General features: G+C 32.7%; 15 protein-coding genes. 9 read left to right on the top strand and 6 right to left on the bottom strand.

All coding sequences use genetic code 11. From position 1 onward, the window contains the following. Window positions 1–55: 55 nt before the first annotated feature. The 5 genes from OA93_RS11820 to OA93_RS11800 form a co-directional block, all read right to left on the bottom strand. A complete protein-coding gene (locus tag OA93_RS11820) occupies window positions 56–3,544 on the bottom strand; it encodes a type IX secretion system membrane protein PorP/SprF (protein ID WP_039113453.1) in 3,489 nt (1,162 codons plus the stop codon). A gap of 1 nt (window position 3,545) precedes the next feature. After that, on the bottom strand, window positions 3,546–5,006 hold the full coding sequence (locus OA93_RS11815; protein WP_039113450.1) for a hypothetical protein: 1,461 nt from the start codon (window positions 5,004–5,006) through the stop codon (window positions 3,546–3,548). Next, window positions 5,003–5,428 (bottom strand): hypothetical protein, encoded by a 426-nt coding sequence (locus OA93_RS11810; RefSeq protein ID WP_039113449.1) that lies wholly within the window; start codon window positions 5,426–5,428, stop codon window positions 5,003–5,005. The genes OA93_RS11815 and OA93_RS11810 overlap by 4 nt, the downstream gene beginning before the upstream one ends. Window positions 5,429–5,525: 97 nt before the next feature. After that, window positions 5,526–6,815 (bottom strand): hypothetical protein, encoded by a 1,290-nt coding sequence (locus OA93_RS11805; RefSeq protein ID WP_039113823.1) that lies wholly within the window; start codon window positions 6,813–6,815, stop codon window positions 5,526–5,528. Between the two features lie 174 nt (window positions 6,816–6,989). Further along, window positions 6,990–7,439 (bottom strand): hypothetical protein, encoded by a 450-nt coding sequence (locus tag OA93_RS11800; protein ID WP_035618624.1) that lies wholly within the window; start codon window positions 7,437–7,439, stop codon window positions 6,990–6,992. Window positions 7,440–7,951: 512 nt separating this feature from the next. Between OA93_RS11800 and OA93_RS11795 the strand changes: the two genes are divergently transcribed. The 7 genes from OA93_RS11795 to recA all read left to right on the top strand — a co-directional run bounded on the left by OA93_RS11795 (window position 7,952) and on the right by recA (window position 13,689). Continuing rightward, window positions 7,952–9,100, top strand: coding sequence for a hypothetical protein (locus OA93_RS11795; protein ID WP_039113448.1), 1,149 nt, complete (start codon window positions 7,952–7,954; stop codon window positions 9,098–9,100). 4 nt (window positions 9,101–9,104) lie between these two features. Further along, window positions 9,105–9,488, top strand: coding sequence for a DoxX family membrane protein (locus OA93_RS11790; RefSeq protein WP_039113447.1), 384 nt, complete (start codon window positions 9,105–9,107; stop codon window positions 9,486–9,488). A gap of 165 nt (window positions 9,489–9,653) precedes the next feature. Then, window positions 9,654–10,316 carry a WG repeat-containing protein gene (locus OA93_RS11785; protein WP_052259437.1) on the top strand — a complete coding sequence of 221 codons (663 nt, stop codon included), beginning with the start codon at window positions 9,654–9,656 and terminating at the stop codon, window positions 10,314–10,316. Window positions 10,317–10,327: 11 nt separating this feature from the next. Further along, a complete protein-coding gene (locus OA93_RS11780; RefSeq protein WP_052259436.1) occupies window positions 10,328–11,494 on the top strand; it encodes a WG repeat-containing protein in 1,167 nt (388 codons plus the stop codon). A gap of 135 nt (window positions 11,495–11,629) precedes the next feature. Then, window positions 11,630–12,139, top strand: a complete 510-nt coding sequence (locus tag OA93_RS11775; RefSeq protein ID WP_039113444.1) for an acyl-CoA thioesterase — start codon at window positions 11,630–11,632, stop codon at window positions 12,137–12,139. 113 nt (window positions 12,140–12,252) lie between these two features. Then, window positions 12,253–12,588, top strand: a complete 336-nt coding sequence (locus tag OA93_RS11770) for a hypothetical protein (RefSeq protein ID WP_039113443.1) — start codon at window positions 12,253–12,255, stop codon at window positions 12,586–12,588. A 93-nt stretch (window positions 12,589–12,681) separates the two neighbouring features. After that, a complete protein-coding gene (gene recA / locus OA93_RS11765) occupies window positions 12,682–13,689 on the top strand; it encodes a recombinase RecA (RefSeq protein WP_039113820.1) in 1,008 nt (335 codons plus the stop codon). A 253-nt stretch (window positions 13,690–13,942) separates the two neighbouring features. On the opposite strand, the gene OA93_RS11760 is transcribed toward recA, so the two are convergent. Next, window positions 13,943–14,740: a lysophospholipid acyltransferase family protein gene (locus OA93_RS11760; RefSeq protein ID WP_039113442.1), complete on the bottom strand. Its 798-nt coding sequence runs from the start codon at window positions 14,738–14,740 to the stop codon at window positions 13,943–13,945. A gap of 227 nt (window positions 14,741–14,967) precedes the next feature. On the opposite strand from OA93_RS11760, the gene OA93_RS11755 reads away from it, so the two are divergent. Both OA93_RS11755 and trpS read left to right on the top strand, forming a co-directional pair. Beyond that, on the top strand, window positions 14,968–15,345 hold the full coding sequence (locus OA93_RS11755; RefSeq protein ID WP_039113441.1) for a GxxExxY protein: 378 nt from the start codon (window positions 14,968–14,970) through the stop codon (window positions 15,343–15,345). Window positions 15,346–15,904: 559 nt separating this feature from the next. After that, window positions 15,905–16,876, top strand: a complete 972-nt coding sequence (gene trpS / locus OA93_RS11750; protein WP_039113439.1) for a tryptophan--tRNA ligase — start codon at window positions 15,905–15,907, stop codon at window positions 16,874–16,876. The last annotated feature ends 327 nt before the right edge of the window (window positions 16,877–17,203 follow it).

Raw genomic sequence — 17,203 nt, 5'->3', positions numbered from 1 at the left:
AAAAACTAGAAGCTCCCTTGCATACTTTTTCTTATAATTTTATACAATAATCGTTTTATTCGTTTTCGACTTTTACAATAGACATTTTTCCGTTGTATGGTTTATTACCTTTTGATTCTAATGCTTTACTAGCCTCTTGTAAATTATCAAACTTATCGTAATAGATGTAATATTTACTAGCACTTACATTGTAAAAGAAATTAATATCTGATTGTCCTGCAGAAACTGCTTTGGTCAAAAATTCATCTCTTTTATCTGAGCTACTATGTACAGCAATAATCAAATAATAACCACTTTCTGCATTTTTAACATTCTTGATAATTTGCATGTTCGATTGTTCATCGCCATAATCAAAATCATTTGCCTTTAATGGTTTACTACTTGGTCTTGTCGTTTCTTTTATACGTTTTAAAGTAGCAACATCTTGTTGGTAACGACCTTGATCATTCTCGAATGCCGCACGCTTAATTCTACGTCTTTTCTCTATCTCAGTTTCTAGTTTAATTTTCTCTAAACTAGCAATCAAATCTGCATTCGATTTTTCTGCTCTTAATTGTTCTGCTTTTAAAGCTTCAATTTTGGCTAAGTAACTTTTGTTAAGTGCATCGTTTTTATTCGGCACTTTTTTAAGTCGTTCATTATACAAATTCGTCAATCTGGTTAACGCATTTTTTTGTTCGCTGTTAACTTGAGCTATTTGTAATTTTAATGCCTCTAACTCGCTATTTTCAGACGCTACGCTCTTAAATGGTTTCGGTTCTTTATATATTCCTTTTTCACTTAAATCATTTTCTTCTCTAAGGTCATCAAGGTCTTTTTGTTTTTTAGCAACTGTAGCTGTCAATTGATTCAATAAATCTGTTTGTGTTTTATATGAACTATCAAACACACTAGTTAAATTATCAATTGATTTAGCAGTCTCATCTTTAGCCGCATTCGCAGCTGCGTTTGATGCTGCAAGAGCATCTGCATCTTGTCTCGCTTTTAGTTCAGCATCCTGAGCTTGTTTTGCCTGAAGTGCGTCAGCATCAGCTTTGGCTTTAGCATCTGCATCTAATTTAGCTTTGGCATCAGCATCAGCTTTCGTTTTAGCATCTGCTGCTAATTTTGCTTGTAATGCTATTGCGTCAGCTTTGGCTTTTGCATCAGCTGCTAATTGAGCATCTGCATCAGCTTTCGCTTTAAGTTTGGCATCTGCAGCTTCTTTTGCTTGTAATGCTGCAGCATCGGCTTTAGCTTTTGCATCTGCAGCAAGTTTGGCTTTTGCGTCTGCATCAGCTTTCGCTTTTGCATTAGCCGTTTCTTTAGCCAATAATGCTATTGCATCGGCTTTGGCTTTTGCATCAGCAGCTAACTTAGCTTGAAGAGCAATTGCATCAGCTTTAGCTTTTAATTTAGCTTCTGCAGCTAGTTTTGCTTGTAATGCATCAGACTCCGCTTTAGCTTTAGCATCGGCATCTATAATTGCTTTTAATTCGGCAGCTTCGGTTTTCGCCTTAGCGTCTGCTTTTATTTTAGCATCAGCATCAAGTTTTGCTTGGATTGCATCGGCATCAGCTTTAGCTTTTGCATCGGCTGCTAATTTTATTTTAAGTGCTTCTGCAGCATCGGCTTTAGCTTTATTATCCGCAGCAAGCTTAGCGTCGGCATCTGCTTTAGCTTTAGCATCAGCATCTAATTTTGATTGTAGTGCAGTAGCATCAACTTTTACTTTAGTATCAGCTGCAAGTCTTGCTTGTAATGCAGCGGCGTCGGCTTTAGCTTTTGCATCAGCATCTAATTTTGCTTGAAGTGCATCGGCGTCTGCTTTGGCTTTTGCATCTGCTTCAAGTTTTGCTTGTAATGCAGCAGCATCGGCTTTAGCTTTATTATCTGCAGCTAGTTTTGCTTGTAGTGCATCGGCATCTGCTTTAACTTTAGCATCTGCAGCTAATTTTGCTTGTAATGCAGCAGCATCGGCTTTAGCTTTATTATCGGCTGCTAATTTTGCTTGTAACGCAGCGGCATCTGCTTTTACTTTTGCATCTGCAGCAAGTTTTGCTTGTAATGCAGCAGCATCAGCTTTGGCTTTATTATCTGCAGCTAGTTTTGCTTGTAATGCAGCAGCATCAGCTTTAGCTTTATTATCTGCAGCTAGTTTTGCTTGTAGTGCGGCAGCATCAGCTTTGGCTTTATTATCTGCAGCTAGTTTTGCTTGTAGAGCGGCAGCATCAGCTTTAGCTTTATTATCTGCAGCAAGTTTTGCTTTAGCATCGGCATCAACTTTAGTTTTTCCATCAGATGAAAGAGCTTTCGTTTTAAGTGCTTCAGCATCTGCTTTAGACTTAGCCGCTTCTAATTTTGCTGCTTCTATTCTGGCTTGAGCTTCAGCATCGGCTTTAGCTTTATTATCAGCTGCCAATTTAATTTTTGCTTCAGCATCAGCTTTAATTTTTGCTTGTGCTTCTAATCTTGCCTGTATTGCAGCTGCATCAGCTTTGGCTTTTGCATCAGCGGCAAGTTTAGCTTTTGTAGCTCCATCTGTTTTTACGACAGGAGTTGTAGTTGTTTTGGCTGGTGCCACTTTTTTGACAACAGTAGGTTCAATAAGTGCTCCTTCTTCTTCGTCATCTCCATAATAGTAATTTTTGCTTTTAAATTTATAAGCAATAACAAATTCATGAGAAGCTCCAAAATTGGAAAAATTACCAGTCCCTTTTTCGTAGTTATATTCAATAGCAATTTTTGGTGTGATATTTACACCAAAACCTGCTGACATTCCGTATAAAGTGTTGTAACCTGCTTGTGCCCAAAATCCTTTAGGAATAGCAATCATTGCTAATCCAGAAATGACAGTTTTGTCTTTCTTGAATTCAGATTTTAAAAGACCTGAGAATTTACTTCTGTCAAAAAAACCATAGGCATCAATATAACCTGTGTACATAAGGTGAACTTCCACAGCTTGCTCTGGATCGTCTTTTACCATCTCTGAAGTGGCAAAATTGTACAGCAATAAATTATTTACAGATAAACCAACGTCTAAAAATGCGTTACCGTAGTTAACACCTGGGTTAATCGTAATTAGTGAATTTGAAGGAATGTCATCGATATTAAGATTCATATCGTTTGAGATGATTTTCCCCTGATCTAATCCGCTTTTGTAAAAACCAACATTTGCACCAAAAGTAAGATTACTGTCTTCTTGTAATACTACGTTGTGAGCAAAGTTTCCTATGATTCCAAAAGTAGTCATAAGACCATAATTTTGTTGGAATAAACCAATACCTATACCTTCATTTTCTCTAAATCTTCCTGAATAACTAAATAAATAAGTTTGTGGTGCATTATCAAATTGTACCCACTGACGCTTGTTATAAAAACTCGCATAGGAATTTTGTTCGCGAACAAAACTGAACGCTGGGTTAATAATATATCTATTAAATTTTAATGAATTTCTGATTGGTATTGAAAACGAAACAACTCCATCCCCTTTGACATTGTCTTGAGAATAGAGTACATGTGTTGAGCCGTAAAGAAAAGTAACGAATAGTAATATTTTCTTCATATTATTTAATTACAGTTATAGATCCTTTTTTTTCATCACTACCTTTTGTGATTATGTAATAATAAACCGGATTTATATTTTTAAAACTTTTTATTTCCCATTTTGAAGGATCGTAATCCACACCATTAAACATCACCTCTCCTTGTGAACTAACTATCATAACATTTGTATCTGCATTTTTATAATCAGCAGGAATGTCCCAAGTATTAAATGCGCTACTTAGGCTTACTATATTTGGAATATTTTTAAGATTTGAATCCGATACCTGAAAACCAAATTCTTTGGTTCCTGTACAACCTGTAGTTTGTGTAACAGTTACTTTATAATTACCCAATTCTTTAACCGAATAATTATTGGTAATAGCATCTGGGATGACTACACCATTTAAAAACCATTTGTAAGAAGGATCTACAGCATCGCTAGTAACAGTAACATCTAATGTCTCTCCTGTTTCTACATTAATCACGTTGCTATTGGGAACATTAATACTTCCTGTAAAAGAACCTTCACTTTGCAAGTTGATAGATCCATTACCAGTACAACCACCAAAATCAATCTTAACAGAATATAATCCGCTAACATTGGTCTCGTAAGTTTTATTATTTGCTCCCTCGATTTTAACTCCTTCTTTAAACCATTCAAAGTTTATTCCTCCAGAGACACTTAAAGTAGTGGTTCCTCCGTTTGGACAAAATGGATTTCCAAGGCTTGATGTAATTGTAGTACTTGCATCAGTTGTAGATTCGGTAACAGTAACTTTATTCGAGTAAGAATTTGCGCTTAATATACAAGCCCCATAATTGGTTCTGGCATAATAAATACCTGGCTGTGTAACAGTATAACTACCGCCACTTGCCTCCGCAACTAAAGTTTCGGGTAAGACAAGACCATTGTCTTTATACCAATTGTAAGTTAAGTTTGTGTGTTTTAAAGGAGAATCATTTAATGGTCCACCTGGATTATCAATAGATAAAACAAAATTCCCACCAGCACAATATGTCGCTGTCGGGATAAAATTGTTTAATGTATATTGAGCATTATGAACTTTATAGTACGCAGGAAATTCAACCGAAGGCTGACCAGTAGTTACTGGCGCCGTGGCTTTTACTCTAAGTCTATAATGTTCTCCAGCAGTATTCGTTGGAAATGCTATTCTTATTTTTCCTGGCGATGATACAATTTCTCCAACTGCAGAGGTGTAAACTACCGATGAGTTTGTAGTAAAGCTTCCGTCTGGGGCGGATAACTCAACTATAAACTGATTGGTTGCTAACAATCCTGTAACAGGCGAAAAGTTAAAATTTATATCATAGCCATTAAATCCAGGGCTAGCACAAACTGGGCTAAAACTAAACGTAGGTTGCCCTATAATTATTTGTGCTGATAAATTTGTATTGGCAAAAAAGATAACAATTAAAAAAAGAAAACTTCTGCGAAGAATAGTAGGTAATTCTTTCATCATATGATACGCTCTTTAATTACATCTTTATCAAAAAACAATAAGCTATCAATAAATGTTTCAGAAAAATCGTACTTACAGTTTACATCTAACACTTCAACTGGATTGTTGTTTTGTAGCGTAAACTTGGGTTGCGAACAGTCGGTTTCTATGTCATTAAAACTATTTACTACGCTTGAGTTTATAGCAAAGCTACCTATGGGGGCGGACAACTCTACTATAAACTCAGTTGTAGTATTTAATTCTAAAACTGGTGAAGAGCAAAGATTCTCTTTAGCAGTTTTTTCTATAGAATTAACGCAAATCGAGGTATCAGGAAAATCTGATTTTCCAGTAGTTGCCTCTTGAGCGAATGTATGATTAGTTGTTATAAGGAGCCCAAATAACAACAGATATGGTATTTTTTTACTATGTGGGGCGATCATTCTTTTTTAGATATATGTTTCCAATTAAAAGACATAAAATGTCTCTACGACTAAATTGTATTTAAAAAATTAAGAATCAAACAAACAAGTAGGTAAACTATTTGTTTGAAGCTGTAATTTTACCAATATTAAGTCTGTAGTCCGGTCTTTTTGGATTAGAGATATCTATAAAAGTTTCGTTATTATTACTTTGAGAATAAACGTTAAAGAAGATACTGTTTCCGTACCAGTTCTCTAAGTCTTCATTGTTAGAATTAAATTCTGAGAAAATATTTCCTTTACATAAATTGAAATACATTTCTTCAATTTTAATTTTTTTCAAATTAGCATCGTTGATCTCAATTTTACTATCTAATACAACCGCTGGATTAAATCCAGAGATAACACTTCTTTTAAGCTCGATAGCTGCATTACTACCTACGTAAATAGCTTCTTTTACTAATCCAGATTGAATATCTGCACTAATGTTATCGCTATCATTTAGCATGGTAATATTAGCTGCAGTAACCAACGTTTGTTTCTTAGTAAAATCAGTCTCTTCTTTCTTATCGTAAGAAGCAACTTCCATACAACGAGAACCTTCTTTATTACTAGTTAAATAAGAAGATCTAACTGCAAGAGAGTTATATATTTTACATTGAGTTCCTTGAGTAAATTTAAAATCGTTGTTGATAGACTTATAAGAAACAAATTTGTTAATGTTTAAATCTCCACCAATCATATCAAATGAGTCACCTCCAGAGAAGCTAGCCATAACGTTTTCTAAAATTGTTTTGCTTCCAACACCAGCCAAAGTTAGTGAGTTGAAATTTCCAGAACCTTTAACTTTTTTACCAGCAAATTCGATTCTAACATATCTTAAAATACCTGAATTTGCAGTAGTATTATCACCACCATAAGTAGTTAATGAAGGATCAAGATCATAATTTACAGATGAGATGTTTCCAAATTTATTTATCGGAGCATCCCCTAAAATTACAATTCCACCCCAGTCACCAGCTTTCTTAACAGCTTTGTTTGAAGTAAAAACGATTGGGTCCGTTTCTAAACCATCAGCTATAATCGAAGAACCTTTAGTAATAACAAGAGTTCCTTTAGAATCATAATCACCAATGATTAATGTTCCTGGCTCTATTGTAAGTACGGCATTGTTTGTTACATAAACATTACCTTGAAGAACGTAAATATTCTTCTTTAATAATTTTGTATTTACTGATATTTTTCCAGCCAAAATCTGATTGGCTTCACCATAATCAACTTTGTTGGGTTTAAATTCTGTCCAGTTGTTTAACCAGTTGCTATAACCCATTATACCTTTCTCTTGTTGTGCATTTACGCTGCACACAGCAAAAAGGGCAATCCAAATAATTTGTAATGATTTTTTCATGGTAGTAGGTTTTAATATTAACACTAAAGTGATATTTGAGTTAATGAAATTAAAAAAACTCATTTCGGAGTTTTCCTGATAAATCAAAGAAAACGCCGAAAACGAGTTGTATAAATATCCTGTATCTCATTATACGTTCTAATTAATGAGATTTAAGACATAAATAGATTCAAATTATTCGTTATTTTCATTGAAAAGGTGCAACGTTTTAAGTGTATTTTCATAAAACAAAATTGCTGCAACTAAATTATCTTTATCAGAGTAAGGCATCATTTTTCTCTGAAATTCTACTGTTACATCTAGGAATGAATTAGTCGACGCTACTTGAGCATCTTGGATTTTCTTGTTTTCACTATCCATCGGGATACCTAGATCAGCCATCGTAACTCCTGGTTTAGTAGCCAAAGCAATATAAGGTAAAGTTTTTACCAATACTTTGATACGCTCGATGTATAATTCTAACAATTCACCTTTTTGCATACCTTTTAATTCTTTCTGATCATGGTATTTCCTAATCAGTGCAGTTGTACTAATAATGCTTTGGGGAGCATTTTTAGCTTGAGATGATACCACCTCAGTTGACAACATTAAAAAGATGCTTAAAAAAATAATTTTCCCTTTCATAAATTCTGATTTTAAAAATTCAATTATAAAAACAAAAATATATAAATAAAGTTAACTTGCAATTTTTATTATCCTTTTTTTTAAACAAAAAGAGCCAAAATAGGACAAAAAAAGGCTATTAAACGACAAAATACGCTTCTTTGTCGATTTTTTTTGACAGTTTAAAAAAAACAGTTTTGTAGGATATAAGGCTATTTTAGTAGACTAATTATCAACGTGTTAATATTTTAATTACTAAAAAAAACCTTACCTTTTTTAATTAAGCCAAAATGATATTAACAAGAAAATGTTAATATATATTTGATAAAACACCCAATCTGGGATTTTTTGTTAATTTTTTATTTTTCTTAAAAAGAAATTAACTAAAAATCCCAAAACAATGTTTAAAACTATTAAATGGATCATTCCTGTCTTTTTAGATTTTAAATTTAAGAACACTATCGAGCCAAGATTGACATCAAACTTTATTTCTGAAAATTTTTGACTAAATCATTTTCTACTATCTTTGCTTCATGCTATTTTCTGAAATTTTAGGACAAGATTACATTAAAAACCACTTAATAAAAAGTGCTTCTTCGGGTAGGATCCCTCATGCACAATTATTTATAGGTCCAGAGGGCTCCGGAACTTTACCCGCGGCTATCGCATACGCACAATATATATTGTGTGGGAATTCTGGATCAGATAATGAAAATGGGAATGCTTCCTGCAACTTAAAGTTTCAGTCTATATCCCATCCCGACTTACATTTTATATATCCAACCGTAACAACCGAAGATGTAAAAACTAAACCTAAGAGTTTAGATTTTATTCAGGATTGGCGTAATTTCATTCAGGAAACACCATATGGTGGATTATTTGATTGGTATAAAATTCTTGGCGTACAAAACAAACAAGGAGAAATTCGGGTAGAAGATGCTCAGGAAGTTTTAAAATCACTTTCATTAAAATCTTATGAAGGCGGTTATAAAATCATGATTATATGGATGGCAGATAAAATGAATATTGCTGCATCCAACAAACTTTTGAAATTATTAGAAGAACCATCTGATAAAACGATGTTTATTTTAATATCAGAAAACGAAGAATCAATTATTCAGACTATACGATCACGTTGTCAAGTACTTCATTTTAATGGATTAAGCGAAAAAATAATTGCCGATGCATTAGTTGCTAAACAAAATATAGAAACCAATGCCGCATTAAAAATAGCGCATCAAGCACAAGGAAATTTCAACAAAGCCTTGCATTTACTAAGAAATGATGATGATGAATATCCATTTGAACAATGGTTTGTTACTTGGGTTCGTGCCGCATTTAAAGCCAAAGGAAATGCAGCAGCTATTCAGGATTTAATAGTTTGGAGCGAGCAAATTGCAGGATTAGGAAGAGAAAGCCAGAAGAAATTTTTAGAATTTTGTATAGAGATGTTTCGTCAGGCACTTTTGCTTAATTATCAAGCACCGAGTTTGGTATATATGGAACCAAAAGTAGAGAAGTTTAAACTAGAGAATTTTGCTCCATTTGTAAATGGAAACAACATAAACGATATATTCAAAGAGCTTTCTGATGCGATGTATCATATTGAGCGTAACGGAAATGCAAAAATTATTTTAACCGATTTATCCATAAAACTAACACGTTTAATTCATAAAAAATAAAAAGATGAACAATATTGCCTCCATACTAATTTTAGTATTTTTAGCTGTTACATTTATTCAATCTGCTTACGACAAAATATTTTATTGGAAAGATAATGTAAGTTGGCTAAAGGGACATTTTTCCCAAACACAACTTAAGAACCAAGTACCACTTGCCTTATTTAATATTCTGGTTTTAGAATTAATTTCAGGAATTTTATGTATCGTTGGTTCAATACAATTATTCTTAAACAGCGGAAGAGAATTTGGATTCTACGGCGCAATTTTTTCTTGTATTACACTAATAATGTTACTTTTTGGACAACGATTGGCAAAGGATTATGATGGTGCAAGAACAATTGCAATTTATTTCATTCCAGCTGTTATTGGCGTTTATTGGTTAAACTAAGAAAAATAGTTCAATAGATTTATAAAACAAACTTCCCTGTTTTAACCATTTTTTTAAGCCAAATGTTACTTGATATAACATCTGGTGAACAACTATTTGTTTCTAACTAACTAGATGATTATCAGAATTTCTAGTCGAGAAACAAATACCTGAAATTTAAAATTTATGAATCATTTAAAATTGAGCAAACACATTTTTTATCTTTTTTTGATATTCTCATTTCAAGGAAAATCATTTGGCCAAGAAGTATTTATAGATTCTATACAAGATAAGTACGGACTAAAAAACGAAAAAGGAATTGTTATTTGTTCACCAAAATATGATGCTATTTATTCATTTGATGAAGGTTTCGCACCAATAGTACTAGATTATAAATGGGGATTTATAGACGAAAAAGGAAACGAAATAACACCCCTAAAATACACCATGGTAACCCCCTTTGAAGAAGGATTTTCATCAGTTTCCCTTGATAACAAATGGGGATTCATCGACCAAAATGGCAAAGAAATAACATCTCTAAAATACGATGATACAGGCTTTTTTAATAAAGGTCAAGCCAATGTAATCATTAACAACAAATACGGACTAATCGATAAAACCGGAAAAGAAATAACTCCCATAAAATATGATAATATTGGTTGGTTAAGTGACGGTCTTACGTTAGTACTTCTTAACAAAAAATGGGGATTTATCGACCAAACTGGCAAAGAAGTTATCCCATTAAAATATGACGGAGTAACGCCGTTTAATAAGGGTATCGCAGAAGTAAAACTAAACGGAAAAACATTTTATATTAACTCAAAAGGAGAACGTACTTCTAAAAATTGAAATCTCATTTTATGAAACATCTAAAATTAAACAAAACCATATTCTTATTATTATTAGCATTAATAACTCAAGGAAAAACTATTGCACAAGAAGCTTATTCAGATCCTGTTACAGATAAATGGGGATTAATAGATGAAGAAGGAAACTATATCCTGGCTCCAAAATATGATAAGATGTTTGCGCCAGAAGAAGGTTTCTTTATCGTCGTTAAAAATAAAAAACAGGGCTTTATTGATGGAACAGGAAGAGAAATACTAGCGCCTAAATATGATGATATATTTGCTCCAAAAGAAGGACTTTTTATTGTAGTTAAAAACAATAAATCGGGTATTGTAAACAATACAGGAAAAGAAATTTTAGCGCCTAAATATGACAGAATATTTGCTCCAGACTCGGGTTATTTCATTACGGTTCTTAATAATAAATATGGATTTATCGATTTAAACGCCAAAGAAATACTAGTTCCTACATACGACGAAGTTTTAGCTCCCGAAGAAGGCTTTTTTGCTGTAAAACAAGGTTCTAAATATGGTACCGTAAATGAAGCTGGAAAACAAATTGTAGCACCAAAATACGATCAGATTTTTGCCTATCATAATGGTTTAGCAATTGTTGTCATTAACGAAAAACAAGGTTTAATCGATAATAACGGAAAAGAAATAACTCCAATAAAATATGATAAAGTTTATGGGTCTGAAGGTGGTTTTTCATTAGTAACTTTAAACAACAAAACTGGATTTGTTGACCAAACAGGAAAAGAAGTTGTATCTCTAAAATACGATGATGCCTTTGATTTTACGAATGGTTTTGCAATAATAGTTACAAACAACAAATGGGGGTTAATGAATGCAAAAGGTAAAGAAGTAGTTCCTCCTAAATATGATAAAATATTCGCTCTGGAAGGGAATATTGCACAAGTTATTCTTAAAGAAAAAGTAGGATACATCGATGTAACAGGTAAAGAAATTATTCCTTTAAAATATGATTCAATCTTTGCTTTTGATGGCGAATATACTTCAGCAAGTATTAATAATAAATGGGGATTAATCAATAAAAAAGGACAAACTATAATTCCTTTTAAATACGATTCTATGACATGCTATTGCGGAGAAAGAACAGAAGTAGAACTTAACGGCGAAACATTTTATTTGAACATCAAAGGAGAACGAATAGATTAAAGCTTTAAATAATTTATCAAAAATCTAAGAAGACTAACATTCTAAGAAATCTAATTATTGATTACATTTGAGCCAAATAATACATTTTAATGTTTTAATTATTAAAATATTAAAAATCAACAACATAACAATTAAATGAAACCTAAACATCCTTCAGAATCTTTAACAATATTAACCGATTTAGTTTTACCAAGCGAAACAAATCCCTTAAACAATCTATTTGGTGGCGAATTATTGGCCAGAATGGATCGTGCTGCAAGTATTGCTGCCCGAAGACATTCACGCCGAATTGTAGTTACAGCTTCTGTAAATCACGTGGCTTTTAACAGAGCAATTCCCCTGGGTGCTGTTGTAACAATTGAAGCAAAAGTGTCCAGATCTTTTAAAAGTTCTATGGAGATATTTATCGACGTTTGGGTTGAAGATCGCGAATCGGGATTTCGTACAAAAGCTAACGAAGCCATTTACACATTTGTAGCAGTAGATGATACAGGAAGACCAGTAGAAGTACCACCAATTGATCCGGAAACTGACCTTGAAAAACAACGTTTTGATGCTGCTTTACGTCGCAAACAATTGAGTTTACTACTTGCCGGGAAAATAAAACCTTCTGAAGCTACAGAATTAAAGGCTTTATTTTTATAGTGAAATTTGTGACAATTTGGAACAATTTGAGAGAATCAAACTTCAAAAAAAAGAACTAATTTTACAAAATTATAAATCAGTTGAAATCAAAACATTAGGGTAACTTTTTGAAAATGAAACTAGAATTACAAAAATTCAGAATGCCGATTGATTGTAAAATAATTGAAAATAAATTTTACACGTATGATCCTGAATTAGAATATGCTGAAGAAAATAATCTATTCTATCTTTGTGAAGATTTACTGCAAATCAAACTAGAAAGACTAGATCTAATTGTAGACTTAGGCTGGTATGGAAATGTTTCAAAAAATAACGGTATATTCAAAATATACATTATCAAAAATGAAAATTGGGAACATCCTGTAAAAATTGAAGCTTCAAAATCCCAAAAAGAAATTACCCGTAAGCTGGAAGAAATTTTATTTGAAATAACTGAATTACAAGCCTGATACAAATCTAAATCAGCAAGTTATTAACTTTCTGATTTGTTTTGAAATGAAAAAATTATAAAAATTCACATGAAAGAAAAAGAAAAAAAAGAGATGAGTTCAGAGAAAGAAGCCAAATTAAAAGCGCTACAACTTACGCTTGATAAACTTGATAAGACTTACGGAAAAGGAACCGTGATGAAAATGGGCGATAAAGCCATTGTTGAAGTAGAAACAATTTCATCAGGATCATTAGGAGTAGATTTAGCCTTAGGAGTAAACGGTTACCCAAAAGGAAGAATTATCGAAATATACGGACCAGAATCTTCTGGTAAAACAACACTAACATTACATGCTATTGCCGAAGCTCAAAAAGCGGGTGGAATTGCTGCATTTATTGATGCTGAGCATGCTTTTGATAGAAACTATGCTGAAAAATTAGGAATCGATATCGAGAACCTAATTATTTCTCAACCAGACAATGGAGAACAAGCACTAGAGATTGCAGAGAACTTAATTCGTTCTGGAGCAATTGATATTGTGGTAATTGACTCTGTTGCTGCTTTAACACCAAAAAGTGAGATTGAAGGAGAAATGGGAGATTCTAAAATGGGTCTTCACGCACGTTTAATGTCTCAGGCACTTCGTAAACTTACAGGTACAATTAGCAAAACAAATTGTACAGTATTCTTCATTAACCAGTTAAGAGAAAAAATTGGTGTAATGTTTGGAAATCCAGAAACAACAACGGGTGGTAATGCATTAAAATTCTACGCTTCGGTACGTATCGATATTCGTCGTTCATCTCAAATTAAAGACGGTGATAACGTAATTGGTAACAGAACCAAAGTAAAAATCGTTAAAAACAAAGTTGCTCCACCTTTTAAAACTGCCGAATTCGACATTATGTACGGAGAAGGAGTTTCTAAAACAGGAGAAATTTTAGATTTAGCTGTTGAATTTGAAATCGTTAAAAAAGCAGGTTCATGGTTTAGCTACGGTGAAACAAAATTAGGACAAGGTCGTGATGCAGTAAAATCGCTAATTAAAGACAATCCTGAATTGGCAGAAGAGCTAGAAGTTAAGATTAAAGCACATATCAAAGAATTGGCAAGCGCCTAAAATATAAAACCCGAATATAATTCGGGTTTTTTTGTGCTTTTTACGCAACCTTTTTCTAAAAATCACATCTATACAAAGAATAGTAGTTTTTAAGCCTTAAAAAGGCTCATTGTTATGAATTTTTAAAACATAAAAGATGAAGAAGAAACTGGAAACGTTATTCCAAAATCACTGGATAACAAAAAGAAAATTAAGAATTGTAATGAATTTTATTTCGAAAAAAATCATTCATCGATAAGGCAAAATTTACTTTTTAAGAATTAACGCTTGACTCTTGTTTTTGCAAGACAATATCTTCCTGAAAGATTTTGTCTTTGCGAAACACTAACAATTGCTTATAAATCAGCTGTCTTACCTGATCACGAAGATCTTTTCTATCTTCTGGATTCAGATTTGCTGTTTCTATAAACGAGTGAATTTTTACTCTCATTTTTCCTGGGCTTCCGCTAAAAAATGTATACGAAAATCGCTTTTTATTATCCGCATAAGTAATCGGAACAATCGGAATATGGTGCTCAACTGCTAAACGAAAAGCGCCATCTTTAAACTCGTCCAAAACAATCGATTCATCATCTGGAACTCCACCTTCAGGAAAAATACAAATGCTCAAACCTTGACTCAAACGCTTTTGAGCTCGGTTAAAAACATCCATTTTACTTTTAGATGATTTTCTATCAACTAGAATACAAGTTCTTTTGTAGAAAAATCCGAACAATGGAATCTTCGAAAGTTCTTTTTTTCCAACAAAAACGAACGGATTTTTAATAATAGCCAACGTTAGCATAATGTCAGTCATCGAAGTATGATTAGCCACAATCATGTAGCTCTTATTAGGATCTAAAGCTTGCTCCTTCTCTACTTTGTAATAAAAACCCATTCCGAAAAGAATAAATTTTGCCCAAATTCTTGCCATTTTAAAGAAATAGGGATAGCCACTTTCGGTAAGAATCGATAGTACTAAAAACGGAAACATTACCAATATCGGGATGGCCATTAAAACATAAAACCAAACACGCCAAATAACCCAAAAAACAATTTTAAATCCTTTCATAGATTCAAAAGTAATAAAAGAGAAATGAATTTTGCAAAAAAGAATTTACTAGCACTGAAATTAACTGCAAACTTTTTTATTTACCGCAAAATTAACAAGATGTTTATTTAACACAGAGAGCCCAAAGTTTTTCGCAGAGAAAAGAAAGTGAGAATTTAACCCTTTATGAAACAAAGAATAATTATAAGAAAAAATGTGTTAAATTTGATGTTTTATTCAAAATTCTAATGACTGAAAACGAAATATCAACAGCAATTATCGGATTAGCGATTCAAGTACATAAAGCACTTGGTCCAGGATTATTAGAGAATGCCTATAAAGAATGTTTATTTTACAAAATTACGAAACATGGTCTTTTTGTAGAGAAAGAAAAAGCAATGCCAATAACTTTTGAAGACGTAAAACTAGATTGTGGTTATCGTATTGATTTATTGGTAGAAAACAAACTAATAATTGAACTTAAAAGCGTAGAATCTTTAAATACAATTCATTTAGCACAAACGTTAACCTACTTAAAATTGGGAAACTATAAACTAGGTCTTCTTATAAATTTCAATGAAATTTTACTAAAAAACGGAATCAGAAGAGTAATTAACAACTTCTAAATTCCACAAAACTTTGTGCACACTGTGGTAAAAAACTTTACAAAAACCTTTGTGTTCTTTGCAGTTAAAAAATCTCGTTAATCTTAATAATCTGTGGCTAAACTTTATATTCTCTGCGAAAAACTTCGTGCTCTCTGCGGTAAAAAAGACTTACTATCTTTGCGAAAACCTTTGACCTCTCCGTATTTAAAAACCGCGTTAATCTTAATAATCTGTGGCTGAACTTTGTGTTCTCTGCGAAAAACTTCGTGCTCTCTGTGGTAAAAAACTTTACGAAAACTTAATGCTTTGCAGTTAAAAAACCTCATTAATCTTTATAATCTGTAGTTAAAACTTTGTGCACTCTGCGAAAAACTTTGTGATCTCTGCGGTAAAAAACTTTGCCACAGATTATAAAGATTAAATGGATTTTTAAAATTAGTGTTGATCTACATTTGTTCATAAACGCAATTCTGAAGCAAAAAACGTAACATTCTTTCCGATAAATAAAAACTTTGAGAAAAACTTTGCGGACTTTGCGTAAAACTTTGCGAACTTTGCGGTTAAGAAAAAATTTAGCATGGCAAAAATACTTACAGGCGTACAAAGTACTGGAACGCCGCACTTAGGCAACTTATTGGGAGCAATTATTCCTGCAATCGAATTATCTAACAAACCAGAAAACAATTCATTTTTGTTTATCGCAGATTTGCATTCGATTACACAAATAAAAGATGGTAAAATTCTAAGAGAGAATACCTTTAGCGTTGCTGCTGCCTGGCTTGCTTTTGGTTTGGATATTGACCGTGTTACTTTTTACAGACAATCAGATGTTCCACAAACAACTGAGTTAACTTGGTATTTAAGCTGCTTTTTTCCTTTCCAAAGGTTGACATTAGCACATTCTTTCAAAGATAAAGCTGACAGACTTGACGATGTAAATGCAGGTTTGTTCTCGTACCCAATGCTTATGGCAGCAGATATTTTGCTTTATGATGCAGAGTTTGTTCCTGTTGGAAAAGATCAAATGCAACATTTAGAAATTACACGTGATGTAGCCTCTCGTTTTAACCACCAAATGGGTGAAACTTTTGTAATTCCTGAAGTTAAAATTCAAGAAGACAGTATGTTAATTCCTGGAACTAATGGAGGGAAAATGAGTAAATCGGCTAATAATTATATCGATATATTCTCAGACGATAAAACGTTACGTAAGCAAGTTATGAGTATCGAAACGGATAGTACTCCACTTGAAGATCCTAAAAATCCAGATACTTGTAATGCATTTGCAATTTATGCTTTAATCGCAACTGAAGAGCAAATTGCCACAATGAGAGGAAATTATTTAGGTGGAAATTATGGTTACGGTCATGCCAAACAAGCTTTGTTTGAATTGATTACTGAGAAATTTAAAACCGAAAGAGAAAAATACAATTACTACATAAATAACCTTGACGAAGTAGATGCTTTACTTAAAAAAGGAGCCCAAAAAGCAGCAGTTATTGCTAATGAAGTTTTGGAAAGAGTACGAGTAAAACTAGGGTTTAACTAGAAAATAACTTAAAAAAAATCTCACCAATGTCTTACAATCATTGGTGAGATTTTTTTATAAACATTATACTAAATCGATTTAGTAATTACGCAAGGAGCATCAAAATAAAAAGAAATAGTAACTAATTTGAAGGTATTTAAACTCCATAATCTTGTCTTTTCTGTAAATGTTAGATATTTCGGTAACAAAATTTAACTTTAATAAATTTTGTTACGATGAGAAATAATAGTCAAGATTCCACTTTAGAGCGAAACTATTTAGAAAAGTATCGTTTTTTAATAAAAGAATATGAACAGGTGAAAAACAAAACTCATCCTTTGCATAAAA

It is taken from the genome of Flavobacterium sp. KMS, from assembly GCF_000813005.1.
Lineage (GTDB): Bacteria > Bacteroidota > Bacteroidia > Flavobacteriales > Flavobacteriaceae > Flavobacterium.
The sequence above is the reverse complement of the archived record's forward strand: the minus strand, read 5'-3'. Positions and strand labels throughout refer to the sequence as shown.